This is a genomic window from Pseudomonas asplenii (genome assembly GCF_900105475.1).
Taxonomy (GTDB): Bacteria; Pseudomonadota; Gammaproteobacteria; order Pseudomonadales; family Pseudomonadaceae; genus Aquipseudomonas; species Aquipseudomonas asplenii.
This window is the reverse complement of the sequence record NZ_LT629777.1, coordinates 1027084-1051491: the sequence shown is the minus strand read 5'-3', so window position 1 is coordinate 1051491 and position 24408 is coordinate 1027084. Positions and strand designations below refer to the sequence as shown.

General features: G+C 62.8%; 22 protein-coding genes and 1 riboswitch. Of the genes, 16 read left to right on the top strand and 6 right to left on the bottom strand.

What is annotated here, in order from left to right; all coding sequences use genetic code 11:
- Positions 1-83: 83 nt before the first annotated feature.
- The 3 genes from BLU37_RS04800 to hldE all read left to right on the top strand — a co-directional run bounded on the left by BLU37_RS04800 (position 84) and on the right by hldE (position 2916).
- Positions 84-788: a sulfotransferase family 2 domain-containing protein gene (locus BLU37_RS04800; RefSeq protein ID WP_090202716.1), complete on the top strand. Its 705-nt coding sequence runs from the start codon at positions 84-86 to the stop codon at positions 786-788.
- Entirely contained in the window at positions 781-1431 is a 651-nt protein-coding gene (gene cysC / locus BLU37_RS04795) for an adenylyl-sulfate kinase (protein ID WP_090202713.1), read from the top strand. Before BLU37_RS04800 ends, cysC begins: the two co-directional genes overlap by 8 nt.
- 63 nt (positions 1432-1494) lie before the next feature.
- Positions 1495-2916, top strand: a complete 1422-nt coding sequence (gene hldE, locus BLU37_RS04790; protein WP_010450406.1) for a bifunctional D-glycero-beta-D-manno-heptose-7-phosphate kinase/D-glycero-beta-D-manno-heptose 1-phosphate adenylyltransferase HldE — start codon at positions 1495-1497, stop codon at positions 2914-2916.
- Between the two features lie 48 nt (positions 2917-2964).
- Here hldE and BLU37_RS04785 read toward each other — a convergent pair whose 3' ends face one another.
- From BLU37_RS04785 to BLU37_RS04770, 4 genes are all read right to left on the bottom strand, one after another.
- Complete coding sequence (locus tag BLU37_RS04785) at positions 2965-3930, bottom strand: hypothetical protein (protein WP_010450407.1); 966 nt, start codon at positions 3928-3930, stop codon at positions 2965-2967.
- A gap of 41 nt (positions 3931-3971) precedes the next feature.
- Complete coding sequence (locus BLU37_RS04780) at positions 3972-4784, bottom strand: aldo/keto reductase (protein WP_090202710.1); 813 nt, start codon at positions 4782-4784, stop codon at positions 3972-3974.
- A complete protein-coding gene (locus BLU37_RS04775; protein ID WP_090202707.1) occupies positions 4781-5956 on the bottom strand; it encodes an NAD(P)/FAD-dependent oxidoreductase in 1176 nt (391 codons plus the stop codon). The genes BLU37_RS04780 and BLU37_RS04775 overlap by 4 nt, the downstream gene beginning before the upstream one ends.
- A gap of 69 nt (positions 5957-6025) precedes the next feature.
- Positions 6026-6358, bottom strand: coding sequence for a DMT family transporter (locus tag BLU37_RS04770; protein ID WP_090202705.1), 333 nt, complete (start codon positions 6356-6358; stop codon positions 6026-6028).
- A 111-nt stretch (positions 6359-6469) separates the two neighbouring features.
- Between BLU37_RS04770 and BLU37_RS04765 the strand changes: the two genes are divergently transcribed.
- Positions 6470-7354 carry a LysR family transcriptional regulator gene (locus tag BLU37_RS04765; RefSeq protein ID WP_172833001.1) on the top strand — a complete coding sequence of 295 codons (885 nt, stop codon included), beginning with the start codon at positions 6470-6472 and terminating at the stop codon, positions 7352-7354.
- A 22-nt stretch (positions 7355-7376) separates the two neighbouring features.
- Entirely contained in the window at positions 7377-8660 is a 1284-nt protein-coding gene (waaA, locus tag BLU37_RS04760; protein ID WP_090202701.1) for a lipid IV(A) 3-deoxy-D-manno-octulosonic acid transferase, read from the top strand.
- Between the two features lie 190 nt (positions 8661-8850).
- Here waaA and BLU37_RS04755 read toward each other — a convergent pair whose 3' ends face one another.
- Positions 8851-10290: a TolC family outer membrane protein gene (locus tag BLU37_RS04755; RefSeq protein WP_090202696.1), complete on the bottom strand. Its 1440-nt coding sequence runs from the start codon at positions 10288-10290 to the stop codon at positions 8851-8853.
- A 188-nt stretch (positions 10291-10478) separates the two neighbouring features.
- Positions 10479-10584, top strand: a riboswitch (TPP riboswitch).
- Positions 10585-10731: 147 nt separating this feature from the next.
- Between BLU37_RS04755 and thiC the strand changes: the two genes are divergently transcribed.
- Together thiC and cytX are read left to right on the top strand one after the other, a co-directional pair.
- A complete protein-coding gene (gene thiC / locus BLU37_RS04750; RefSeq protein ID WP_090202693.1) occupies positions 10732-12621 on the top strand; it encodes a phosphomethylpyrimidine synthase ThiC in 1890 nt (629 codons plus the stop codon).
- A 108-nt stretch (positions 12622-12729) separates the two neighbouring features.
- Positions 12730-14019: a putative hydroxymethylpyrimidine transporter CytX gene (gene cytX / locus BLU37_RS04745; protein ID WP_090210900.1), complete on the top strand. Its 1290-nt coding sequence runs from the start codon at positions 12730-12732 to the stop codon at positions 14017-14019.
- Here the strand turns inward: cytX and BLU37_RS04740 are convergent.
- Entirely contained in the window at positions 13988-14728 is a 741-nt protein-coding gene (locus BLU37_RS04740; RefSeq protein WP_090202690.1) for an RsiV family protein, read from the bottom strand. The two genes, cytX and BLU37_RS04740, sit on opposite strands and share 32 nt — an antisense overlap.
- 207 nt (positions 14729-14935) lie before the next feature.
- On the opposite strand from BLU37_RS04740, the gene BLU37_RS04735 reads away from it, so the two are divergent.
- From BLU37_RS04735 to BLU37_RS04695, 9 genes are all read left to right on the top strand, one after another.
- Positions 14936-15553 (top strand): NUDIX domain-containing protein, encoded by a 618-nt coding sequence (locus BLU37_RS04735; RefSeq protein ID WP_010450426.1) that lies wholly within the window; start codon positions 14936-14938, stop codon positions 15551-15553.
- Positions 15544-15996: a DUF1249 domain-containing protein gene (locus tag BLU37_RS04730; protein WP_010450427.1), complete on the top strand. Its 453-nt coding sequence runs from the start codon at positions 15544-15546 to the stop codon at positions 15994-15996. The genes BLU37_RS04735 and BLU37_RS04730 overlap by 10 nt, the downstream gene beginning before the upstream one ends.
- Before the next feature lie 140 nt (positions 15997-16136).
- A complete protein-coding gene (gene cpdA / locus BLU37_RS04725; RefSeq protein WP_026007770.1) occupies positions 16137-16955 on the top strand; it encodes a 3',5'-cyclic-AMP phosphodiesterase in 819 nt (272 codons plus the stop codon).
- A gap of 185 nt (positions 16956-17140) precedes the next feature.
- On the top strand, positions 17141-17749 hold the full coding sequence (locus BLU37_RS04720) for a YqiA/YcfP family alpha/beta fold hydrolase (RefSeq protein ID WP_010450432.1): 609 nt from the start codon (positions 17141-17143) through the stop codon (positions 17747-17749).
- A gap of 39 nt (positions 17750-17788) precedes the next feature.
- A complete protein-coding gene (gene parE / locus BLU37_RS04715) occupies positions 17789-19693 on the top strand; it encodes a DNA topoisomerase IV subunit B (RefSeq protein ID WP_010450434.1) in 1905 nt (634 codons plus the stop codon).
- On the top strand, positions 19693-20676 hold the full coding sequence (locus BLU37_RS04710) for an esterase-like activity of phytase family protein (protein WP_090202687.1): 984 nt from the start codon (positions 19693-19695) through the stop codon (positions 20674-20676). The genes parE and BLU37_RS04710 overlap by 1 nt, the downstream gene beginning before the upstream one ends.
- Positions 20673-21194 (top strand): retropepsin-like aspartic protease family protein, encoded by a 522-nt coding sequence (locus tag BLU37_RS04705; protein WP_090202684.1) that lies wholly within the window; start codon positions 20673-20675, stop codon positions 21192-21194. The genes BLU37_RS04710 and BLU37_RS04705 overlap by 4 nt, the downstream gene beginning before the upstream one ends.
- Positions 21195-21204: 10 nt before the next feature.
- Positions 21205-23463, top strand: coding sequence for a DNA topoisomerase IV subunit A (gene parC / locus BLU37_RS04700; protein WP_010450440.1), 2259 nt, complete (start codon positions 21205-21207; stop codon positions 23461-23463).
- Positions 23464-23636: 173 nt separating this feature from the next.
- A complete protein-coding gene (locus BLU37_RS04695) occupies positions 23637-24350 on the top strand; it encodes a PqiC family protein (RefSeq protein ID WP_172832999.1) in 714 nt (237 codons plus the stop codon).
- Positions 24351-24408 lie beyond the last annotated feature (58 nt).

Here is a 24408-nt window from a genome sequence, read left to right as displayed (position 1 = left end):
TTCCTGGTGCCTGCGATTGTTATGGTTCGGCAACGAATCATCGACATCGACGGAAGGGCTGTTCCTTCTGCACAGGTACTGGAATGTTTCAACGCTACCTATGGAAGCTGATACCCAAGACTCAACGAGAATTCCTGCTGGGACGTCTATCGGTCGTCGATCGGCAGGTCGTGAACAAGGTCATGTCGGGCGACGTTCAGTTCCCGGAGTTCTTCACTGAGCGCGCCTGTCTGTTCATCCATGTGCCCAAATGCGCTGGCAGCAGTGTGTGTGGAGCATTGTTTGGTGGTCGGCATCCCGGCCATCTGCCGCTGCACTGGTATGAGCATCATTTTCCTGGACAGTATGTCAGCAGCTTCAAATTCGCCTTTGTGCGTGAGCCACTGGAGCGTGCCTACTCGGCCTTTGCCTTTCTCAAAGGTAATGAACCATGCCGTCGGGACGCATCGGCACACAATCTGGTAAGTGCGTACCGCGATTTCGACGATTTTGTCTATCGTTGGCTACATCCGGAGAACGTCAGGAAACAACTGCATTTTGCCCCTCAGACGGACTTTCTCGTCGACTCGCTGGGTCAACTGGCCCTGGATTTCATCGGTCGCCAAGAGCATCTGGAGCAGGATTTCCAATCCGTCTGCGAGCGAATTGGCATTGTGTCGACTCTGCCTCACCTCAATCATTCTCGGCAGCGACGCGTGGAGCCAGTAAAAGATTTTTGTTCAGTCAGAACCCGTCGACTGGTTCGGCGCGTCTATCAACGAGACTATGAGCTACTGGGCTATGAATAGACTGGCAACGATTCCTCTGGAAAAACCGCAGATCCGTCCTTACACCCTGGCACTTTCCACGGCCGAGCGGGCTGCGATCAAGCACCAGCGCCCCTCCTGCATCTGGCTCACCGGGTTGTCGGGAGCCGGCAAGTCGACCTTGGCCAATGCCCTTGAGCTGCGGCTCAATCAGCTTGGCCTGCATACCTTTCTGCTCGACGGCGATAACGTGCGCAACGGCCTGTGCAGCGACTTGGGCATGTCCGCCAGGGCACGCAAGGAAAATATCCGGCGGGTGTCCGAGGTGGCACGCCTGATGGTCGATGCCGGGTTGATCGTTATTGTCTCGGCGATTTCGCCGTTTCGCGCCGACCGCGACCTGGCCCGCTCGCTGTTCAAACCCGAGGAGTTCTCCTGCGTGTATGTCAGTACGCCTTTCGATGTCTGCTCCCAGCGCGATCCCAAGGGCTTGTACAAGGCGGCCCTGGCCGGGCGGATCAAGGACTTCACCGGGCTCGACAGCCCTTACGAAGTGCCGCTCGATGCTGACTGCGAAATCGACACGACGTCGATGACGCTGGAGGCTTCGACCCAGCATCTGTTGGCGTTTCTGGTCAAGAAGCGTTCAATCGCCACGGGCGAAGCCACTCACTTGAAGCCATAGGCTAGCCTGCGGCAACCCTGTGTTAATATCGCGCCCCTGTTCATTTTGTATGTGGGTTGCTCCATGAAGTTGTCCATGCCGCGATTCGATCAAGCCCCTGTCTTGGTGGTCGGCGATGTCATGCTCGACCGTTACTGGCATGGTGGTACCTCACGGATTTCCCCTGAGGCGCCGGTGCCGGTGGTCAAGGTCGAGCAGATCGAAGACCGCCCGGGCGGTGCTGCCAACGTTGCCCTGAACATTGCCGCGCTGGGGGCGCCAGCCTCCCTGGTGGGTGTCACCGGCGACGACGAGGCGGCCAACAGCCTGGCCAACAGCCTCAAGGGCGCTGGCGTGCGGGCGTTGTTTCAGCGTATCGCGCACCAGCCAACCATCGTCAAGCTGCGGGTCATGAGTCGTCACCAGCAGTTGCTGCGTATCGATTTCGAAGAACCTTTCTCCACTGACGCCCTGGCCCTGGGTGCCGAGGTGGATGGTTTGCTTGAAGGCATCAAGGTGCTGGTGCTGTCCGATTACGGCAAGGGCGCGCTGAAAAACCACCAGGCGCTGATCCAGGCGGCACGTGCGCGGGGTATCCCGGTGCTGGCCGACCCCAAGGGCAAGAACTTCTCGATCTATCGGGGCGCCAGCCTGATCACGCCGAACCTCAGCGAGTTCGAAACCATCGTCGGCGGTTGTGCCGATGAGCATGAGCTGGTCGCCAAGGGCGCGCAACTCATGCAGGACCTCGATCTGGGTGCCTTGCTGGTGACCCGTGGCGAGCACGGCATGACCTTGCTGCGCCCCGATCATCCGGCCCTGCACCTGCCAGCCCGGGCCCGCGAAGTGTTTGATGTGACCGGTGCCGGTGATACGGTGATTTCGACGCTGGCGGCGGCGATTGCCGCAGGCGAGGACCTGCCTCATGCGGTGGCCCTGGCCAATCTGGCGGCGGGCATCGTGGTGGGCAAACTGGGGACGGCGGCCATCAGTGCGCCGGAGCTGCGTCGTGCCATCCAGCGTGAAGAAGGCTCCGAGCGCGGTGTGCTGGGGCTCGAGCAACTGCTGCTGGCGGTGGATGATGCGCGTGCGCACAACGAGAAGATCGTCTTCACCAATGGTTGTTTCGATATTCTCCACGCCGGCCATGTGACCTATCTGGAGCAGGCTCGTGCCCAGGGGGATCGGCTGATCGTCGCGATCAACGATGATGCCTCGGTCAGTCGCCTGAAAGGCCCAGGTCGGCCGATCAACAGCGTCGATCGGCGCATGGCGGTGTTGGCCGGTCTCGGTGCGGTGGACTGGGTGATCAGTTTTTCGGAGGGGACTCCGGAAAACCTGCTGAGCCAGGTCAAGCCCGATGTTCTGGTCAAGGGCGGTGATTACGGTATCGACCAGGTGGTCGGCGCCGATATCGTCAAGGCCTATGGCGGTACGGTGAAAGTGTTGGGGCTGGTGGAAAACAGCTCGACCACGGCGATCGTCGAGAAGATCCGCAGCCGCTGAGGGTGACCGGCGTCTACCGTCTGATTCGGTAGACGCCGGCCCTGTCTGTCAGTGCCCGGCCTTGACTGGCACGATCTTGCGCAGGATCTGCCGGGCCTTGCCCGTCAGGCGCTTGAGCTTCGAGACCTTTTCCGGTTCCTCCAGGCCTTGCTGGCGAACCCAGTCCTTCCAGCGAATCCGCTCATCGCGCACCAGCCAGCCGTCCTGGCGGGCGAAGCTTTCCGCCAGGTACAGGCCGCGTGTGCTGGCTGCAATCAATTGATCCTTCTTCAGGGTATACAGCTCGGCACAGGGCTGGCCGTCCTTGAGTGGCATCAGGTACAGATCGGGGCGGGAGCGGTTCAGGCGTGCCACCAGTTCATCGTTCTCCAGCCGCTCATCGACATGGAACAGGCTCAGGGATTTGGCCTCGCGGGGCACATCCAGGCGCAGGTCATAAATCAACTGCAGCGATGCCGTCGGCAGGTGTACGTAGGCCCGTGGCCGTTCCATCAGTGGTTGCGCACCGCAGCGCACGGGGAGTGCCGATCCCGACAGCGGTGTCAGGCGAAACGGCAGTGCCTCGCGATAATGCAGCGCGGCGGCGTAGGGCGCCGGCAGCCAGGTGTCGTTGAAGCGTCCGCCCAGCCAGCCTTCCGGCGTCTCCAGCAGGCACTCCTCGGCGATCTCTTGAATGGCGGTGTGCAGCGGCAGGTTCAATTCCTGGGCCGGGACGTAACCGGAAATCAGCTTGAGCACCACGTCGCCACGGTCCTGTCGGCGTTGGCGCACCAGCACCCAGTAGTCACGGTTCTGCCAGTGCAGGGTGAGCCGTACCGAAACGCCGAGATTGGCCAGCTCCAGGGCAAAGCGTCCGGCATCGGCGACGTTCACCGGCTTGCGCCTGTGCAGGATCTGCGCAAAGTTCAGCGGCATCCCGACGCTCTGGTAGCTCAGGCCCTCGGGAGTCGCTTCGACGAACAGGGGCAGTGTCTTGAAGTTGCTGGGGTTCTTTCTTATCAGCGTTCGCGGCATGTCGGCTCCTTCTTGCGTCGGGGTCGGCCGCATGGGCGGCATCAGTTCTGGCGGATAACCCGTGCCACGGTTGCCGCGTTGTGGGCCAGGTGCAGCGGATTGATGGTACCGACGATCGCACTGGCGACGCCTGGGTGTTCAAATAGCAACTCGAAGCTGGCGCGTACCGGATCGACACCTGGGTTCAGGCAGACATGCCCGCTGGCCAAGGCTTTTTTTACCAGAATCGCCTTGCCATGGGCAGTCGCATAATCAATGACCGGTCGCTCGCCCTGTTCGTTCAGATTGTAGGTGATCATGGCGCAATCGCCGTGCTCCAGAGCCTTCAGGCCGCCTTCGACGGTTTTCCCGGAAAAGCCGAAAGCGCGGATCTTGCCCTCGCGCTTGAGTTCGGCAAGCGTCTGGTAGACGTCGGTCTGTTCGAGGATGGTCAGGTCGTTGCCGTCAGAGTGCACCAGTACCAGATCGATGAAGTCGGTTTCCAGGCGCTGCAGGCTGCGCTCCACGGAAAGGCGTGTGTGTCCGGCGCTGAAGTCGTGGCGCGATTGGCCGGCTTCGAACTCCTCGCCGACCTTGCTGACGATCACCCACTCATGGCGTTGCCCGCGTAGCAGCGGGCCAAGGCGCTCCTCACTCCGACCGTAGGCGGGGGCGGTGTCGATCAGGTTGATGCCCAGGTCGCGGGTCAACTTGAGCAACTGGCGGGCCTCGTCGTCGTCGGGAATCTGGAAGCCGTTGGGGTATTTGACGCCCTGGTCGCGGCCCAGCTTGACGGTGCCCAGGCCCAACGGCGAAACACTCAGACCGGTGCTGCCCAGCGGGCGATGCAGTTCGTGCAGGGTGGGCAGGCTCATGGCAGCAGTTGCTCCCAGGCGGTTTGGGTGATGGCCGGGCGCGGCAGTTCGGGCAGCGCGGGCGGATGGCCGGGCTGGATGCCGTCGCGCAGCAGGTTGGCGATCACCCGGTCGGCGAAGTCCGGCGCCAGCGCCAGTTTGGTCGGCCAGCCGACCAGCAGGCGTCCGTCTTCGGCGAGAAAGGCGTTATCCGGACGGGTCAGGCCCGATTGCTGAGGTTCGGCGCGATCGACCCGCAAGGTGGCCCAGCGGCTCTGGCTCAGGTCGATCCACGGCAGCAGGTTGCCGAGCTCCTTGCGCGCCTCGGCAATCTGCTGCTCGCTGTCACGCGCGACCCCTTCGGCCTCGGCGATATCGCCGCCAAGGTACCAGACCCACTGGCCATCGGCTGCCGGATGGGTGGTCACGGTGATCCGTGGCTTGGGACCGCCGCCCAGGCAGTGGGCGTACAGTGGCTTGAGGCTCGGGCCCTTGACCAGCACCATGTGCAGCGGCCGGGTCTGCATGGCCGGTTGGCTCAGACCGAGGGCCTGGAGCAGCTCGGCGTTGCCGGCACCGGCACTGAGGACGATGCGCTGGGCGCGGATCTCGCGGTCATCGACGCGCAGGCCGACCAGTTGCCCGTTTTCCCGCAACGGTTCGATTTTCGTCCCGGCCAGCAAACCGTCGCCGGCCAGTGCGGCCAGGCGTTCGATGAGGCTGGGAACGTCGACTACCAGTTCGGCCAGTCGATAGACCTTGCCCTTGAAGCGTGGGTGCTGCAGGGCCGGCGGCAACTGATCGCCCTTGACCTGGTCGACCCTGCCACGCACGGCCTTGCTGGCGAAGAAACTGGTGAGGTTGCCGGCCAGGGTGCCGGGAGACCAGAGGTAATGCGCATCCGACAGCCGACGTACCTCGGACAGGTCGAGTTCGCCATGGCCGGCCAGGGCCTCGCGCCAGCGGCGCGGCATGTCGGCGATGGCTTCCGACGCGCCGGTGAGGGCGCCGTGCAGCGCATACTTGGCGCCACCATGGATGATGCCCTGGGACTTCACGCTCTGGCCGCCGCCGAGGCTGGCACTCTCCACCAACACCGTCGAAAAACCCTGGCGGCGCAGGCGCGCGTTCAGCCAGAGGCCGGCGACGCCAGCGCCGACAATCAGGACATCGGTGGAAATAGCGGATGGCATGCAGCGACCTCGGTTGTTCTGACTAAGGCCGCAGTATACAGGTTCGGGGAGGTGTCGATTGACCCGCCATCAATGCCCGGCGGTTTTCGAGAACAACTGGATCACCACCACGCCGAGGACGATCAGGGCCATGCCGAGCATGGCTGGCATGTCCAGTTTCTGGCCATAGAGGAACAGCGCGGCGACGCTGACCATCACGATGCCCATGCCGGCCCAGACCGCGTAGGCCACACCCACCGGCACCGTACGCACCACCAGCGTCAGCATCCAGAAAGCGATGGCATAACCGACGATGATCAGGACCAGGGGTAGTGGCGTGCTCAGGCCCTTGACCGCTTTCATCGAAACGGTGGCGATGACTTCGGCGCAAATGGCGATGGCGAGGTAGTAGTAGGCGTTCATGAAGTGGTCTCCCCTGTCTTTCTTTGGCCTTCTGATGAGGTGGCATTTTAGACATTGAGCAGATGGGGTAAAGTCATTACCTATCTGTAATAAAGATAGGTTGATGGTCATATGCAGTGGAATCTGGAACAGATGCGTCTGTTTGTCAGCGTTGCCGAGCAGCGTTCGTTCTCTGCGGTGGCCCGCCATCAGCGCAAGGCACAATCGGCGATCAGTTCGGCAATTGCCCTGCTCGAGGAAGACCTTGGCGTTGTCCTGTTCGAGCGCAGCAGCGGACGCCAGCCCCGGTTGACGGAGGCGGGCGAGTCGCTGCTGGAGGAGGCGCGCGAGGTCCTGCGCCAATGCGAACGGCTCAATGGCCGGGCGCTGGCGCTGGTACGGGGCCAGGAGGCCTGCCTGCGTCTGGCACAGGATGAGGCGATGCCCTACCAGCCGGTGATCGACAGCCTGGAGGCCTTGGCCAATCGCTTCCCCAGCCTCGAGGTGCAACTGACCAGTGCGGCCCAGGGCGATGTCGCGCGCAAGTTGGTGGAACGGCGTGCCGACCTCGGGCTGCTGTTCTACCACGACCAGATTCCCGAGGCCCTGGAGCGGCGGGTGCTGGGCAGTATCGAAATGGTCACGGTCTGCGGCGTCGGCCATCCGATGGCGGATTGGACGCGGGTGAATTGCCAGCAACTGGCGCAGCATCGGCAGTTACTGATGTCCACGCAATCGAGTGCCTACCCCGGCAGCGAGGCGGCCAGCCCGCAGGTCTGGCGCGCCGACAGTTTCTATGTCATGGCCGAATGGCTGATCCGTGGCCTCGGCTGGGCCTGGTTGCCGCGTCATGTGGTGCAGTATCCGACGTATCAGGGACAGATGGTCGAGTTGATCAGTGAGTGGACGCCGCCGGCGCTGGTGGTCGAACTGGTCTGGCGCCGCGATGAACCGTTGGGACCGGCAGGGCGCTGGCTGGCGGAGCGTTTTGCCGAACACTTGCAGGCGATCGGCTGAAAACACAGTAAACTCCGCCGCCATGAATAGAACTCTCTATACCTTGCTGTTTCACCTGGGGCTGCCGCTGGTGGCAGTGCGTCTGTGGCTGCGGGCGCGCAAGGCGCCGGCCTATGCACGACGGATCGCCGAGCGTTTTGCGTGTGGCTTGCCACCGATGCGGCCGCACGGGATCTGGGTGCATGCGGTCTCGCTGGGCGAGAGCATCGCCGCCGCACCGATGATCCGGGCGCTGCTGGCGCAGTATCCCGAATTGCCGATCACCGTGACTTGCATGACGCCCACCGGCTCGGAGCGGATCCAGGCGCTGTTCGCCAACGAGCCGCGCATCCAGCATTGCTACCTGCCTTACGACCTGCCCTGGGCGGCGGCGCGTTTTCTTGACCGCGTGCAGCCGCGTCTCGCGGTGATCATGGAAACCGAGTTGTGGCCCAACCATATTCATCAATGCGCCCGGCGCGGGATTCCGGTGGCCTTGGCCAATGCGCGGCTGTCGGCGCGCTCGGCCAAGGGGTATGCGCGGTTTGCCCGGCTGACGCGGCCAATGCTGGAAGAAATGAGCCTGATCGCAGTGCAGACCGAAGCCGAGGCCGAGCGTTTCCGGCAATTGGGTGCACGGCCCGAGACCGTCGAGGTCACCGGCTCGATCAAGTTCGACCTGAGTATCGACCCGCAACTGTTGGCCCGGGCCGCCGCGCTGCGCGAGCAGTGGCAGGCGCAGCAACGCCCGGTGTGGATTGCCGCGAGTACCCACGAAGGCGAGGACGAGGTAGTCCTGGCGGCGCATCGGCAATTGCTGGGCAATTACCCGGATGCGTTGCTGATCCTGGTGCCGCGTCACCCCGAACGGTTCAACAGTGTCTTCGAACTCTGCCGTCAGCAAGGTTTCACCACAGTCCGACGCTCGACCGCTGAGCCGGTTGGGGCGAAGGATTCGGTGTTGCTCGGCGACACCATGGGCGAGTTGCTGTTCCTCTATGCCCTGGCCGACAGTGCCTTCGTCGGCGGCAGCCTGGTACCCAATGGCGGGCACAACGTGCTGGAACCGGCGGCCCTGTGCAAACCGGTCCTGAGTGGTCCGCACCTGTTCAATTTCCTCGAGATCGCCGCGTTGATGCGCGAGGCTGGCGCGTTGCAGGAAGTCGACGATGCCGAGGGGCTGGCGGTGGCGGTTCAGCGCCTGTTCGAGCTGCCCCAGGATGCGCGCAGGATGGGCGAGGCGGGGCTGAAGGTGATGCAGGCCAACCAGGGCGCCTTGCAGCGACTGCTGGATGGGTTGGGGCGTTTGCTGTCAGAGGCACGCTGACGGCTCTTTGCTTTGGGAGCCAACGGTCTTTGATTCTGGGCCGATGAGGGGGCAGATCAGCTCACCAGTTCTGTGAGCGGTGCCGCCCCCTGTGGGCGCCGGATTCATCCGCGAAAGGGCCCTCAAGGCCGCTGAAAAGCTTCGCGGATACATCCGGCTCCAGTCTGTGCTGCCTCAGTCGCAATCTCTATCAGCGTTGCGAAGGCGTCTTGAGGTTGGCCGCTGCGGCCTTCGCCAGGTCCGGTGGCAGGAAGTCCTTGTCCGGGTTGTAGTCGGCCTTCAAGTAGCGTGACAGGGCGCTCAGGTCTTCCGGGCTCAGGGTCCCCGCCGCCTGTTTCAGCCGCAGGTTGTCGAGAATGTAGTCGTAGCGGGTGTTGTTGTAGTCGCGCACCGAGGTGTACAGCTGGCGCTGGGCATCAAGCACATCGACGATATTGCGCGTGCCCACCTGATAGCCGATCTCGGTCGCCTCCAGCGCACTCTGGTTGGAGATGATCGACTGCTTGCGGGCCTGGACCTGTTCGACATCGGTGTTCACCGCACGATGCAGGTTGCGGGTGTTTTCCACCACCTGTCGACGCAGGGCCTCACGCTGCTGTTCGGTCTGGCTCAGGCGCGAATAGGATTCGCGTACCTGCGAGCTGGTCAGGCCACCGCTGTACAGCGGGATATTCAATTGCAGGCCGACGGTGGTCTGTTTCACCGGGCCGCCATAGTTCTGCCCCAGATTATTGGGGTTGGTCAGGCCGAAACCATCATTGTCGCCGGTCTGGTACTGGGCGACGGCATCAAGGGTCGGGGCATGGCCGGCCTTGCGCTGCTTGAGGGTTTCCTCGGCGGCGCTGACCGCATAGTTGCTGGCCAGCAGGTTCAGGTTCTGCCGGGCGGCAGTATCAACCCAGGCCTTGGCGTCATTGGGCGTCGGGGCCAGTACTGGCAGGCTGTGGACGATGCCCTGGATCGAGTTGTACTGACGGTTGGTCAGGGTGATCAGCGCTTCGAACGCGTCCTCGACCTGGCGCTGCGCGGCGATGCGGTTGGCCCGCGAGGTGTCGTAGCTGGCCTGGGATTGCAGGACGTCGGTCTTGTCCGAGAGGCCGACATCGAAGCGCTCGTTGGACTGGTCGAGCTGGCGTTTGAACGCCGCTTCTTCGGCCTTGGTCGAGGCCAGGGTGTCCTGGGCGCGCAGCACCGCGAAGTAGCTTTCGGCACTTTGCAGGATCAGGTTCTGTTCGGTGGCCGAGAGTTGCAGGGCCGCCTGTTCGTTGACGTCCTTGGCGGCCTGGAACTGGAACCAGCGGTCGGCGCGGAAGATGGGCTGGCTCAGGGTCGCCTGGTAGACGTTGGCGCTGCGGCTCGTGGTGACCGAAGGCCGGTCGATCGAGGTGTGGACGTTGTTGCTGCTGGCGCCGGCCGAAAGATTCGGCAGCAGCCCGGCGCGGGCCTGGGGCACGACTTCCTTGCGCGCGTCGTAATCGGCGCGGGCGGCGGCCAGATCGGCATTGTTGTCCAGGGCTTCCTGGTAGACGCTGACCAGGTCGGTTTTGGTCGACAAGGGCGCTTCAGCTGCCCAGACCAGTCCGTTGGTCGCACAAGACACGGCCAGGGCCAGTGATAATTTGCGCAGCATGAGGCGATCCTTCGAATAAATATTACGGTTGTAATTTGTGGGCCGAGGCTAATGTGCAGGGTGCGCAGCGTCAAGCCGTAGGCGAGTGTAGTGGTCGCCGGGGTTCGCAACAATCCTGCATATCGGCCATTCATCCAGACAGATACGAGGGCGGTGGCGTTATGCCGCAGTCTTGGTCTACACTCGGCTCGTTCTTGTCGGGGTGCCTTGCTGTGAGGCTGAGATCGGATAATTCCGGATCCCGTTGAACCTGATCAGGTTAGCGCCTGCGTAGGGAACAAGATTGCTCGTCTCCCGGCGAGTCCTCTTGTGCTTGGTCCGGGGTGTTGTTCGACTATCGAACAGCGTTCTTTCGGGCAGGGCACAGCATCGTTCATGGTGCGTCCGTGCAATTCAGGTTCGTCCCGACAATCCACCTGGATGCAGTCTGGAGAGCCCGTGATGAGTACAAAATTAAAAGACGCCGCGAACCTCAGCGATTCGGCCAAGGTCGACGAGCAGTCGGTACAGCCCTTTCCCCGCTCGCAAAAAATCTACGTCCAGGGTTCGCGCCCGGACATCCGCGTGCCCATGCGTGAAATCAGCCTGGACGTGACCCCGACCGATTTCGGCGGCGAGATCAATGCGCCGGTGCTGGTCTACGATACTTCCGGTCCGTACACCGATCCGAGCGTGACCATCGACGTGCGCCAGGGCCTGGCCGATGTCCGCTCGCCGTGGATCGACAGCCGTGGCGACACCGAGCGCCTGGCCGGTCTGAGTTCCAACTTCGGCCAGCAGCGCCTGGCGGACCCGGAACTGACCAAACTGCGCTTCGCCCACGTCAACAACCCACGCCGGGCCAAGGCCGGGGCGAATGTCACCCAGATGCACTATGCCCGCCAGGGCATCATCACCGCCGAGATGGAATACGTCGCCATCCGTGAGAACCTCAAGTTGCAGGAAGCCCGTGCTGCGGGTCTGCTCAAGCAACAGCACGCGGGTCACAGTTTTGGCGCGAGCATCCCGAAAGAGATCACGCCGGAATTCGTCCGCGAGGAAATCGCCCGCGGCCGGGCGATCATCCCGGCGAACATCAACCACGTGGAGCTGGAGCCGATGATCATCGGCCGCAACTTCCTGGTGAAGATCAACGGCAACATCGGCAACAGCGCCCTCGGATCCTCCATCGAGGAAGAAGTGGCCAAGCTGACGTGGGGCATTCGCTGGGGTTCGGACACGGTCATGGACCTGTCCACCGGCAAGCACATCCATGAAACCCGCGAGTGGATCATCCGCAACTCGCCGGTACCGATCGGCACCGTGCCGATCTACCAGGCCCTGGAGAAGGTCAACGGCGTGGCCGAGGACCTGACGTGGGAGCTGTTCCGCGACACCCTGATCGAACAGGCCGAGCAGGGCGTCGATTACTTCACTATCCATGCCGGCGTGCTGCTGCGTTATGTGCCGCTGACTGCCAAGCGGGTCACCGGGATCGTCTCCCGTGGCGGTTCGATCATGGCCAAGTGGTGCCTGGCGCACCACAAGGAAAACTTCCTCTACACCCATTTCGATGAAATCTGCGAAATCATGAAGGCCTACGACGTCAGCTTCTCGCTGGGCGACGGCCTGCGTCCGGGCTCGATTGCCGACGCCAACGACGAAGCGCAGTTCGGCGAACTGGAAACCCTCGGCGAACTGACCAAGATCGCCTGGAAGCATGATGTGCAGTGCATGATCGAAGGCCCGGGCCACGTGCCGATGCAGTTGATCAAGGAGAACATGGACAAGCAGCTGGAATGCTGCGACGAGGCGCCGTTCTACACCCTCGGCCCGCTGACCACCGACATCGCCCCGGGTTACGACCACATCACTTCCGGCATCGGCGCGGCGATGATCGGCTGGTTCGGTTGCGCCATGCTCTGCTACGTCACGCCCAAGGAACACCTGGGCCTGCCGAACAAGGATGACGTGAAGACCGGGATCATCACCTACAAGATCGCCGCCCATGCGGCTGACCTCGCCAAGGGCCATCCGGGCGCACAGATCCGTGACAACGCCTTGAGCAAGGCGCGCTTCGAGTTCCGTTGGGAGGACCAGTTCAACCTGGGCCTGGACCCGGACACCGCGCGGGCGTTCCACGATGAGACCCTGCCCAAGGACTCGGCCAAGGTCGCGCATTTCTGCTCCATGTGCGGACCGAAGTTCTGCTCGATGAAGATCACCCAGGAAGTCCGCGACTATGCCGCCAACCAGCGGATCGCGGCGGTCGACGCGGAGGCGGCCCAGGGCATGGCGGAGCAGGCCGAGCGCTTCAAGCGCGAAGGCAGCCAGTTGTACCAGAAAGTCTGACCCTGCCGGCTCCACGGAACGGAGCCAAACCCCTGTGGCGAGCGGCGTCCCGACGAGCCTGCTCGCCACAGGTCCGTTTACATTCCTGCTTTTCCTGAGATGACGCTCTTGAATACTCCTGGCACCTATTCTCCCGATCTCGCCGTTCCGCTCGACAAACGGGTGTTCGGCGCGCGCGATCTGTTTTCCCTGTGGTTCTCCCTCGGTATCGGCCTGATGGTGCTGCAGACCGGCGCCCTGCTGGCGCCGGGCCTGGGGCTGTCCGGCGCATTGCTGGCAATCCTGCTCGGCACGGCGGTTGGCGTGCTGTTGCTGGCGGCGGTCGGCGTGATTGGCAGCGACACCGGTCTCGCCGCCATGGCTGCGCTGAAGCTGAGCCTCGGCCAGTACGGCGCAAGCCTTCCGGCCATCCTCAATCTGCTGCAGTTGGTGGGCTGGGGCGCGTTCGAAATCATCGTCATGCGCGATGCTGCGAGCCTGCTCGGCAGTCGGGCGTTCGGTGAGGGCAGTCTGCTTGCCAATCCACTGCTCTGGACCCTGTTGTTCGGGGCACTGGCGACCTTGCTGGCGATCAGCGGGCCGCTGACCTTCGTGCGCCAGATACTGCGCAAGTGGGGCATCTGGCTGTTGCTGGCAGCGTGTTTGTGGTTGACCTGGAACCTGTTCGCCAAGGCCGATCTGGCAGCACTCTGGAACAAGGCTGGCGATGGCTCGATGACGTTCGCGGTGGGCTTCGACATCGCGATTGCCATGCCGCTGTCCTGGCTGCCGCTGATCGCCGACTACTCGCGATTCGGCAAGCGGGCGCAGAGCGTGTTCGGCGGCACCGCACTGGGTTTCTTTATCGGCAACCTGTGGCTGATGAGCCTCGGTGTGGCCTATACCCTGGCCTTTGCACCGAGTGGCGAGGTCAACGCCTTGCTGCTGGCCCTGGCGGGGGCCGGGTTGGGGATCCCGTTGCTGCTGATCCTGCTCGACGAGTCGGAAAACGCCTTCGCCGACATCCATTCGGCGGCGGTCTCCAGCGGGATTCTGCTGCCGCTGAAAGTCGAGCGGTTGGCCCTCGCTATCGGCGTGCTTTGCACCCTGATCGCCTGCTTCTCGCCCCTGGCGCAGTACCAGAACTTTCTACTGCTGATCGGTTCGGTCTTCGCGCCGCTGTTCGGCGTGGTGCTGGTCGACCATTTCATCCTGCGCCGGCGTCGTGCGCAGGTGACCTTGTCAGCCTTGCGCTGGTCGGCGCTGCTGGCCTGGCTGGGCGGCGTTGCTACCTATCACCTGCTGGCCAACTTACAGCCGGAACTCGGTGCGACCCTGCCGTCGCTGCTGCTGGCAGGGTTGCTGCAACTGCTGTTGGGCAAGGTGTTCACTTGCGCGCGGGAAACAGCTCGGGCTTGAGGATGCCGTTGAGGCGCGAGTAGTCGACTTTCAGCTCGATCGTGCCCAAGGCGTACGGGGCGATGGTCAGCACATTGTACTTGAGCAGCACGCCGTCGCTGGTCAGGGCAATGTTCGGCGTTTTCTGGAAAGGCCAGGTACGGATGAAGTCCTGGTCGGCGCGGTTGCTGATCTGCCAACTGTTGTGGGCGACCTTGACCCGTTTCCAGAAAGCCTCCTCCTGGCCCGGCAGCAGCATGTCCTGCAGGCTCAGGGCCTTGTGGTCCTGGCGCGACCAGTTGATGAAGCCGCGCCCTGGCATGCCCTGGGGGCCGCCTTGATCCAGGTAGCTGATCAGCTCGATGATCACCAAGCCGTCATGCTGCTCGAGTACCTTGGCTTGCAGATAGCTGCCCTGGCGGCTGGCGGAGGTGGCGAGGAACTGATCCTGGTAGGCCTTGAGCGAGGCCGGCAACGGCGTATCGGGCGAGGTCCGGGTCATTTGCAGCAGGCTGCGTTCGATCAGGGCGTCCAGTTGCGGCTCGCTCGGCGCGTGCACCGTGTCAATGTTCACCAGTGGGCAGTCGGGGTCGTTGCAGCCTGGCTTGACCTGTTCCCAGGCATCGCGCTTGAACTCCAGCGGCTTCTGTGTGGCCGGTTGGAACAGGCTCTGGCAAGCGCCCAGGGTCAGGGCGATGCAGGTCAGCGAGGTGATTTTTAAAAACGACATGTACGTCCTTCGTTTGCGAAAGGTAGGCCAGGGAGATCGAGCTTTGACTGTCAGCGGCGTAGTCGGTTCGCCACTACGCTAATTAGAGTAGGTTTCGGTGGCTGCCGTCCATCCCGGCGATGGGAAAGGGGCTGCATCGGTGGTGGTTGACGCGTAGGATGGCGCGAAGTCGGGGGCAACCCCGCCGCTATTGCAGAGAGGATCAGCATGACAGATACCCGTAAATCCAGCCCGACGAACGTCGAGATCATTCGACGGGAGAACTGCTTCAAGGGGTTCTACCGGCTCGATCGTCTGCACCTGCGCCATGAGCTTTTCGCCGGTGGCATGGGCAAGGAGATCAATCGCGAACTGTTCGTGCGTCATGACGCGGTGTGTGTCCTGCCCTACGATGCCCGGCGCGATGAAGTGGTCCTGCTGGAGCAGTTTCGGGTCGGCGCCATGGGCAAGACCGACAACCCCTGGATGATCGAACTGGTCGCCGGTCTGATCGACAAGGATGAGCAGCCGGAAGAGGTTGCTCATCGCGAGGCGCAGGAGGAAGCTGATCTGAACCTGCAGGCGTTGTGGCCGATCACTCGGTACTTCCCGTCGCCGGGTGGCAGCAACGAGTTCGTCCACCTGTATCTGGGACGTTGCCAGACCGAGGGGGCCGGTGGCCTGTACGGGCTGGTGGAGGAAAGCGAAGATATCCGCGCGACGGTCTGGGCGTTCGAGGATGCCCTGCAGGCGGTGCGTGATGGACGGATTATCAATGCGGCGTCGATCATCGCCTTGCAATGGCTGGCGTTGAATCGTGCCGAAGTGAGGGGCTTATGGTCGTAAGTCTGCTGCGCGAGCGTTATCGGGTCGATCTGGTCGGGTTGCAGGCCGCTTGTGAGGCGAACTATGCCCGTCTGATGCGATTGTTGCCCGAGATGCGCGACCAGCAGCGAGCCCGTCGGATCGCGGTGACCCAGGGCGAGCAGATGCTCGGCGTGCTGGCCCTGGAGGTCCTGCAGGACTGTCCTTACACCACCACCTTGCTGGTCCGCCAGGAGCACAGTCTGCCATGGCTGCCGGTGCCGGAGTTGCAGGTGCAGGTCTACCATGATGCACGGATGGCCGAGGTGATCAGCGCCGAGCATGCCCGGCGTTTTCGCAGCATCTACCCGTACCCGAACGAGGCCATGCACCAGCCGGATGAAAAAGCCCAGCTCAATGTGTTCCTCGGCGAGTGGCTGAGCCACTGTCTGGCCTGCGGTCACGAATTCGAGGCGGTACGTTAGGTTTTGTATCCGGCTAAATGTGAACTGTGCCCGTTTTCAGCCATTTCCTCTTTGCAAATTCCCTGACCATAATTGCGCGCAACGCGGTTTTGAACGAATTGGTTGAAAACTGTACCGCCAGTCATTTCGGGGAGAGCGCCTTGTCGAGCGTATCCACTCAATCGACCACCACGGATTCGGTGCTGCTGGTCCAACTGTCCGATAGCCATCTATTTGCCGAAGCGGACGGTACGCTGCTGGGCATGAATACCTGCGACAGCCTGCAACGGGTGATCGATTGTGTCCTGGCCGAACAGCCGCATATCGACCTGGTGCTGGCCAGCGGTGATCTGTCCCAGGACGGCACGCTGGAGTCCTACCGGCGCTTTCGCCAGATGAGCGCGTGCATTCCGGCGCCGGCCCGCTGGTTTCCCGGCAATCATGACGAGTTGCGCGAAATGGCCGAGGTGGCTGCTGACAGCGATCTGCTGGAGCCGGTGGTGGATATCGGCAACTGGCGCGTGACGCTGCTCGACTCCGCGGTGCCAGGCTCGGTGCCGGGGTATCTGCAGGAGGAGCAGTTGCAGTTGCTGGCCAGCGCCCTGAGCGAAGCGCCGGACCGTCATCACCTGGTCTGTTTCCATCACCACCCGGTGTCCATCCAGTGCGCCTGGATGGAGCCGATCGGCTTGCGTAATCCACAGGCGCTGTTTGCCGTGCTGGAGCGCTTTCCGCAGGTCCGGGCGCTGCTCTGGGGGCATATCCATCAGGAGTTCGACCAGCAGCACCAGGGGCTGCGCCTGCTGGCCTCGCCTTCGACCTGCATCCAGTTCGCGCCGGGCAGCGAAGATTTCAAGCTCGACGACAAGGCCCCCGGCTACCGCTGGCTGCGCCTGCACCCGGATGGTCGGCTTGAAACGGGGGTGTCGCGGGTGCAGGGCTTCGAGTTCAGCGTCGACTATGGCGGCACCGGTTACTGAATTTCCCCAATCACGGTAAGAAAACTCTCAGAATGAGTCATGGTCCAGGACTCAGGCTAAACTGCGTGTCTTTGCCTGCGCGGTAGCTGGTGGCCTGTGTGGCTGATTCGCCTACTCAACCCCTGTACCCAACGTTGAGTATTCGGATTAACCGTACAGGTCACTAGCGTCTGGAGAGCGATGACATGTCCGGTTCGATCCTGTATATCCACGGTTTCAACAGCTCGCCCGAGTCGAAGAAAGCCACTCAACTGATGGCGGTAATGGCGGGCCTGGGGCTGAGCGGGCAACTGCGGGTCCCGGCTCTGCACCACCATCCGCACCCGGCGATGGCCCAGCTTGAGGCCGCGATTGCCGAACTCGGTCGTCCGCTGCTGGTCGGCAGCTCGCTCGGCGGCTACTATGCCACTCACTTGGCCGAGCGCCATGGTCTGAAGGCCCTGCTGGTCAACCCGGCGGTCAGCCCGCACCGGATGTTCGACGGACATCTCGGCCCGCAGCAGAACCTCTACAGCGGCGAAACCTGGGAGCTGACCCTTGACCACGTGACGGCCCTGGCCGCATTGGAAGTACCACCGCCCCAGGATCCGCAACGTTTTCAGGTATGGTTGCAAACGGCCGACGAAACCCTTGATTATCGCGCCGCGCAGCAGTATTACCGGGCATGCGCCTTGCGTATCCAGGCAGGCGGCGACCATGGTTTCCAGGGCTTTGCCCGACAATTGCCAGCGTTGCTCAGTTTTGCCGGCATCGGTGCCGATAAGTATCAAACGATCGATTTCTCTGCACTTTGAGAATGACCCCTATTCATAGACGACTGATGACGAGACCCCATGGCCACTCCCAGCGCTAGCTCCTATAACGCAGACGCCATCGAAGTCCTCTCGGGCCTCGACCCGGTGCGTAAACGTCCGGGCATGTACACCGACACCAGTCGGCCGAACCACCTCGCCCAGGAAGTCATCGACAACAGTGTCGACGAGGCCCTGGCCGGCCACGCGAAGTCGGTGCAGGTCATCCTGCATGCCGACCACTCCCTGGAAGTCAGCGACGACGGCCGCGGCATGCCGGTGGACATTCACCCGGAAGAGGGCGTCTCCGGTGTCGAACTGATCCTGACCAAGCTGCACGCCGGCGGCAAGTTCTCCAACAAGAACTACCAGTTCTCCGGCGGCCTGCATGGCGTGGGGATCTCCGTGGTCAACGCCTTGTCGACCCAGGTGCGGGTCAAGGTCAAGCGTGATGGCAACGAATATCAGATGACCTTCGCCGACGGCTTCAAGGCCACCGAGCTGGAGGTGGTCGGCAGCGTCGGCAAGCGCAATACCGGTACCAGCGTGTATTTCGCGCCGGACCCGAAGTATTTCGACTCGCCGAAATTCTCCATCAGCCGCCTCAAGCATGTGCTCAAGGCCAAGGCGGTGCTGTGTCCGGGGCTGTTGGTCAGCTTCGAGGACAAGGGCACGGGCGAGAAGGTCGAGTGGCATTACGAGGATGGCCTGCGTTCCTACCTGGTGGACTCGGTCAGCGAATTCGAGCGCCTGCCGGACGAACCGTTCTGCGGCAGCCTGGCCGGTAACAAGGAGGCGGTCGACTGGGCCTTGCTGTGGCTGCCCGAAGGTGGCGACAGCATCCAGGAAAGCTACGTCAACCTGATCCCGACCGCCCAGGGCGGTACGCATGTCAACGGTCTGCGCCAGGGGCTGCTCGATGCCATGCGCGAATTCTGCGAATTCCGCAGCCTGCTGCCACGTGGCGTGAAGTTGGCACCGGAGGACGTCTGGGAGCGGATTGCCTTCGTCCTGTCGATGAAGATGCAGGAGCCGCAATTCTCCGGCCAGACCAAGGAGCGCCTGTCGTCCCGCGAAGCGGCCGCGTTCGTTTCCGGGGTGGTCAAGGACGCCTTCAGCCTGTGGCTCAATGCCAACCCCGAGTTGGGCATGCAACTGGCTGAGCTGGCGATCAGCAACGCCGGTCGTCGCTTGAAGGCGAGCAAGAAAGTCGAGCGCAAGCGCATCACCCAAGGCCCGGCGTTGCCGGGCAAGCTGGCCGATTGTGCCGGGCAGGACCCGATGCGCTCCGAGCTGTTCCTGGTCGAAGGTGATTCCGCCGGCGGTTCGGCCAAGCAGGCGCGGGACAAGGAGTTCCAGGCGATCCTGCCGCTGCGCGGGAAGATCCTCAACACCTGGGAAGTCGATGGCGGCGAAGTGCTCGCCAGCCAGGAGGTGCACAACATCGCCGTGGCCATTGGCGTCGACCCGGGTGCGGCGGACCTGAGTCAGTTGCGCTACGGCAAGATCTGTATTCTCGCCGACGCCGACTCCGACGGCCTGCACATTGCGACCTTGTTGTGCGCGCTGTTCGTCCAGCACTTCCGCCCGCTGGTGGATGCCGGCCACGTCTATGTGGCGATGCCGCCGCTGTACCGGATCGACCTCGGCAAGGAGATTTTCTACGCCCTCGATGAAGCCGAACGTGATGGCATTCTCGATCGCCTGGTCGCCGAGAAGAAGCGCGGCAAGCCGCAGGTCACCCGATTCAAGGGCCTGGGTGAAATGAACCCGCCGCAACTGCGTGAAACCACCATGGACCCCAATACCCGGCGCCTGGTGCAGTTGACCCTGGACGATTTCGAGGCGACCGCGGAAATCATGGACATGCTGCTGGCGAAAAAGCGCGCCGGCGACCGCAAGAGCTGGCTGGAGTCCAAGGGCGACCTGGCCGAGGTGCTGGTCTGATGCGCAGAGCCCTCGCGGCGCTGTGGCTGTTGGTCGCCTGGCCGGCGTTCGCCGATACGGTGCCGGAGCTCAAGCTGGTCTCCGAGCATCCGGTCGATGGCATGCGCGGCGGCAACCTGTCCGGGTTGGCGTTGTGCGGTGGGGAACTGTGGACCGTCTCGGATCGCGACGATGACCTGCTCTATCGGCTGGACACCTCGAACCGGGTCTGGAAGGCCGAGGGTGTGGGGCTGCAGGTGCCTGCTGTGCCGGACAGTGGTCTGCCCTGGAGCTTGCGCTTGAAAACCTGGGTCGCCTCGTTCATTCGCGGTGGCGATTTGGACTTCGAGGGTGTGAGCTGCGACGACGCGGGTAACCGCTATATCGTCAGCGAAGCCCATGCAGCGGTGCTGAAGGTTCCGCCAAACGGCGCACCGCAGTGGCTGGCGATTGCTCCCCAACTGGTCAGCGAGGCACGGGACCGTGGGATGCTGCTGCACTTCAATGCCCTGTTCGAAGGCCTGGCCGTCAGCCCGCAAGGTGATCGTCTGTGGCTGGCAGCCGAGCGTGAACAACGTGGATTGTTACTGCTCGAGCGGCAACCGACGCAGTGGGGTTGCGTGGGGCCCTGCGTGCTGATGACTGAAGGTGGCAGCGAGATGCAGCCCCCGCAGTTCCCGAATGCCAAGGCGGTGACTCGGGATTTTGCCGATCTGTCGCTGTTCGACGGCAAGCTGTTCACCCTGGAGCGCAATGCCTATCGGGTCTGTCGACGCGATGCGCACAGTGGCGAAGTCGAGCGTTGCTGGTCGTTCGCCGCCGAAGCGTTGACCGAGCCGCGGCGTTATCCACAGAACTACGGCTTGGCCGAAGCCCTGGTGGTCGACGCCGACGGGGCCTGGATCGGCCTGGACAACAACGATGGGGCTCGCGCCGATGGCGAGGCCCGGCCGATCGTCTGGCGCTTTGCCGCGCCACAAGGCGGCTGGAGCGACCGGCAATGAGTCAAGCGCCGCCCGGCCAGCGTGCCGGTCGTGTCTTGATGATCATGGCCTGGTGTGCCGGGTTGTTTCTTGCCACGCGCTTTTTCGGCCAGTGGGAGGAACGCCAGGAAAACCCCAACAGCGTCGTCACCTCGCAACAGGGCGAGGGGTATATAGAAGTGCGCCTGGCCGGTAACGGCCACGGGCATTTTGTCGCCAATGGCTTGATCAATGGTGCGCCAGTGCAGTTCATGCTCGACACTGGCGCCACCGATGTGGCGATTCCGACCCAGGTGGCTGATCGCCTGGGATTGGAAAGAGGTTCGCCAGTCACCCTGAGTACCGCCAACGGGCGTGCCGAGGGCTATCGCACCCGGCTCGACAGCGTGCAACTGGGCGATATCCTTCTTCGGGATGTGCGCGCCCTGGTCGCACCGGGCCTGGATGGCGAGCAGGTATTGTTGGGCATGAGCGCTTTGAAACAACTTGAATTCACCCAGCGTGGCGGCACTTTGCTGCTGCGCCAGACTACGAACTGATGAGGCCCGCATGAGCGACTCCCTTGATCTCAGCCTGGATGGCGTGGAACGCCGGTCATTGGCTGACTTCACCGAACAGGCCTACCTCAACTACTCCATGTACGTGATCATGGACCGTGCACTGCCGCACATCGGCGATGGCCTCAAGCCAGTGCAGCGACGGATCGTCTACGCCATGAGTGAGCTGGGGCTGGATGCCGATGCCAAGCACAAGAAGTCCGCACGGACCGTCGGTGACGTGCTCGGTAAGTTCCATCCCCATGGCGACTCGGCCTGCTACGAAGCCATGGTGCTGATGGCGCAACCGTTCAGCTACCGCTACACGCTGGTGGACGGCCAGGGGAACTGGGGGGCGCCGGATGATCCGAAATCCTTCGCGGCCATGCGCTACACCGAGTCGCGCCTGTCGCGTTACTCCGAGGTGTTGCTCAGCGAGCTGGGCCAGGGGACTGCGGACTGGGTACCGAACTTCGACGGTACCCTTGAGGAACCTGCGGTGTTGCCGGCGCGTTTGCCGAATATCCTGCTCAATGGTACCACCGGCATCGCCGTGGGCATGGCCACCGATGTACCGCCGCATAACCTGCGGGAAGTTGCCAACGCTTGCGTGCACCTGCTCGATGAGCCCAAGGCCACGGTCGAGGACCTGTGCAAGTTCGTCCCGGGCCCGGATTATCCGACCGAAGCGGAAATCATCACGCCACAGGCCGATCTGCTGAAAATCTACGAGACCGGACGGGGTTCGGTCCGCATGCGCGCGGTCTATCGCGTCGAAGACGGCGATATTGTCGTCCATGCCTTGCCTCACCAGGTTTCCGGGGCCAAGGTGCTCGAGCAGATCGCTGCGCAGATGCAGGCCAAGAAGCTGCCGATGGTCGCCGACCTGCGCGATGAGTCCGATCATGAGCATCCGTGCCGGATCGTCATCATCCCGCGCTCGAACCGGGTCGATCCCGAAGAGCTGATGCAGCATCTGTTCGCAACCACCGACCTTGAATCCAGCTACCGGGTCAACGTCAATATCATTGGCCTCGATGGCAAGCCGCAGTTGAAAAACCTGCGTTCGCTGCTGGTGGAGTGGCTGGAGTTCCGCGTCAACACCGTTCGGCGTCGCCTGAAATTCCGCCTGGACAAGGTCGAGAGGCGCCTGCACCTGTTGGACGGCTTGCTGATCGCCTACCTCAACCTGGATGAAGTGATCCACATCATCCGTACCGAGGAGCATCCCCGCGCGAAGCTGATCGAGCGTTTTGCCCTCAGTGAGATCCAGGCCGACTACATTCTCGACACCCGTCTGCGTCAACTGGCGCGGCTGGAAGAGATGAAGCTGCGTAACGAGCAGGACGAACTGCTCAAGGAGCAGGCCAAGCTGCAAGCGCTGCTGGCCAGCGAAGCCAAGCTGAAGAAACTGGTGCGCAGCGAGCTGCTCGCCGATGCGCAAACCTATGGTGATGACCGCCGTTCGCCGATCGTTGCCCGCGCCGAAGCCAAGGCTCTGTCGGAAAACGAACTGATGCCCACTGAGCCGGTAACGGTCGTTCTGTCGGAAAAAGGTTGGGTTCGCTGTGCAAAGGGGCATGATATTGATGCCACAGGCCTGTCCTATAAGGCGGGTGATGGCTTCAAGACCGCAGCGCCGGGGCGTTCCAACCAGTTTGCGGTATTCATCGATTCCACAGGCCGCAGTTATTCGGTGGCGGCCCACACGTTGCCATCGGCACGTGGCCAGGGCGAACCGCTGACCGGTCGTCTGGCACCGCCGCCGGGCGCCAGTTTCGAATGCGTGCTGTTGCCCGAGGACGAAGCGCTGTATGTGATCGCCTCCGATGCGGGTTACGGGTTTGTGGTCAAGGGTGAAGACCTGCAAGCCAAGAACAAGGCAGGCAAGACATTGTTGAGCCTGCCCAATGGTTCCAAGGTGATGCCGCCGCGGCCGGTGGCCGATCGTGAGCAGAACTGGCTGGCGGCGGTGACCACCGAAGGTAGGCTGTTGATTTTCAAGGTCAGCGACCTGCCACAGTTGGGCAAGGGCAAGGGCAACAAGATCATCGGGGTTCCCGGCGAGCGGGTGGCCAGCCGTGAAGAGTACGTCACCGACCTGGCGGTGCTGCCGGAAGGTGCGACGCTGGTGTTGCAGGCTGGCAAGCGGACCCTGTCGCTCAAGGCTGACGACCTGGAGCACTACAAGGGCGAGCGCGGTCGTCGGGGTAATAAGTTGCCGCGCGGCTTCCAGCGTGTCGACGCGTTGTTGGTAGAGATTGGCAGTTAGTCCGGTTCAGGGCGTCTATCCTGGTTTTTTAGCGCAGGATCGACGCTACAAGACTGGAGTCACGGCGCATATTCACGGATGATATGCGCCTCTTGGGCGGCCGTATGGCGGAACGCCCAAACGAATTTTCTGGATCAGACTGTGGCCTACCGTGTGGTGGCCACCTGGATGGGATGATGACTGTTCTGCGCCTTCCTTTAATGTTGCTGCTCACCGGCGTGCTCGGTTTGGCCGGCTGCAGCGTTCACCAACCGGTTTCCTTGTATCAGCTTGACAGTGGCACGCCGGGCCAACCTCAACAAAGCGCGGGCATGTTCGTGGTACTGGGCCCTGTTTCCCTGGCCGATTACCTGCAACGCGAAACCCTGCTGCAACGCCAGCCGGATGGCAGCCTGACAGCAGCGACCGATGGTCGCTGGGCCGGCAGCCTGTCTTCGGACATCAATCAGTTGCTGGTACGGCAACTGGCCTGGCGCCTGGACAGTCAGCGGGTCGTGCTGTCGCCGGCAACGGCCGGGGCGACACCGGACGTTCAGGTGCTGCTGTCGATCACTCGGTTGGATTCCGGGGCCAAGCAGCCGGCGATTCTGGACGCCCAGTGGCGCCTGCTGGACCGTCGTGGCCAGGTGCGCGACAACCGTATCGTCCACTTGGAACAGCAGCATGCCGGCACTTCGGCGGCGCAGGTCCAGGCACAGGGAGAGCTGCTGCAACGCCTGGCCGAGCAGTTGAGCGTGGCGCTCAAGCCGTTGGCCAACCAGCCGCCGGTCGCCGAGGTTCGCACCAAGCAGGCAGCGCCGACCCCGGCCCGGCAGGCCGAGCCTGAGAAACCGAAGATCCCGATGGCTACGCCGATCCGCACGGATATGGAAGTGTTCCGTTTCTGAGGCCATCGCCAGACAACAAAAAGCCCGCACTCGTTGCGGGCTTTTTGTTGTCGCCGAA

Bases quoted from the DNA above. Each gene is read 5' to 3' on its own strand.
- BLU37_RS04695 (WP_172832999.1), top strand. From the start codon at position 23,637: ATGATGACTGTTCTGCGCCTTCCTTTAATGTTGCTGCTCACCGGCGTG.
- BLU37_RS04785 (WP_010450407.1), bottom strand. From the start codon at position 3,930: ATGCCGCGAACGCTGATAAGAAAGAACCCCAGCAACTTCAAGACACTG.
- cysC (WP_090202713.1), top strand. From the start codon at position 781: ATGAATAGACTGGCAACGATTCCTCTGGAAAAACCGCAGATCCGTCCT.
- BLU37_RS04735 (WP_010450426.1), top strand. From the start codon at position 14,936: ATGACAGATACCCGTAAATCCAGCCCGACGAACGTCGAGATCATTCGA.
- BLU37_RS04765 (WP_172833001.1), top strand. From the start codon at position 6,470: ATGCAGTGGAATCTGGAACAGATGCGTCTGTTTGTCAGCGTTGCCGAG.
- parE (WP_010450434.1), top strand. From the start codon at position 17,789: ATGGCCACTCCCAGCGCTAGCTCCTATAACGCAGACGCCATCGAAGTC.
- BLU37_RS04705 (WP_090202684.1), top strand. From the start codon at position 20,673: ATGAGTCAAGCGCCGCCCGGCCAGCGTGCCGGTCGTGTCTTGATGATC.
- BLU37_RS04720 (WP_010450432.1), top strand. From the start codon at position 17,141: ATGTCCGGTTCGATCCTGTATATCCACGGTTTCAACAGCTCGCCCGAG.
- BLU37_RS04775 (WP_090202707.1), bottom strand. From the start codon at position 5,956: ATGCCATCCGCTATTTCCACCGATGTCCTGATTGTCGGCGCTGGCGTC.
- BLU37_RS04780 (WP_090202710.1), bottom strand. From the start codon at position 4,784: ATGAGCCTGCCCACCCTGCACGAACTGCATCGCCCGCTGGGCAGCACC.
- BLU37_RS04770 (WP_090202705.1), bottom strand. From the start codon at position 6,358: ATGAACGCCTACTACTACCTCGCCATCGCCATTTGCGCCGAAGTCATC.
- parC (WP_010450440.1), top strand. From the start codon at position 21,205: ATGAGCGACTCCCTTGATCTCAGCCTGGATGGCGTGGAACGCCGGTCA.
- hldE (WP_010450406.1), top strand. From the start codon at position 1,495: ATGAAGTTGTCCATGCCGCGATTCGATCAAGCCCCTGTCTTGGTGGTC.
- thiC (WP_090202693.1), top strand. From the start codon at position 10,732: ATGAGTACAAAATTAAAAGACGCCGCGAACCTCAGCGATTCGGCCAAG.
- BLU37_RS04755 (WP_090202696.1), bottom strand. From the start codon at position 10,290: ATGCTGCGCAAATTATCACTGGCCCTGGCCGTGTCTTGTGCGACCAAC.
- BLU37_RS04740 (WP_090202690.1), bottom strand. From the start codon at position 14,728: ATGTCGTTTTTAAAAATCACCTCGCTGACCTGCATCGCCCTGACCCTG.
- waaA (WP_090202701.1), top strand. From the start codon at position 7,377: ATGAATAGAACTCTCTATACCTTGCTGTTTCACCTGGGGCTGCCGCTG.
- BLU37_RS04800 (WP_090202716.1), top strand. From the start codon at position 84: ATGTTTCAACGCTACCTATGGAAGCTGATACCCAAGACTCAACGAGAA.
- BLU37_RS04730 (WP_010450427.1), top strand. From the start codon at position 15,544: ATGGTCGTAAGTCTGCTGCGCGAGCGTTATCGGGTCGATCTGGTCGGG.
- BLU37_RS04710 (WP_090202687.1), top strand. From the start codon at position 19,693: ATGCGCAGAGCCCTCGCGGCGCTGTGGCTGTTGGTCGCCTGGCCGGCG.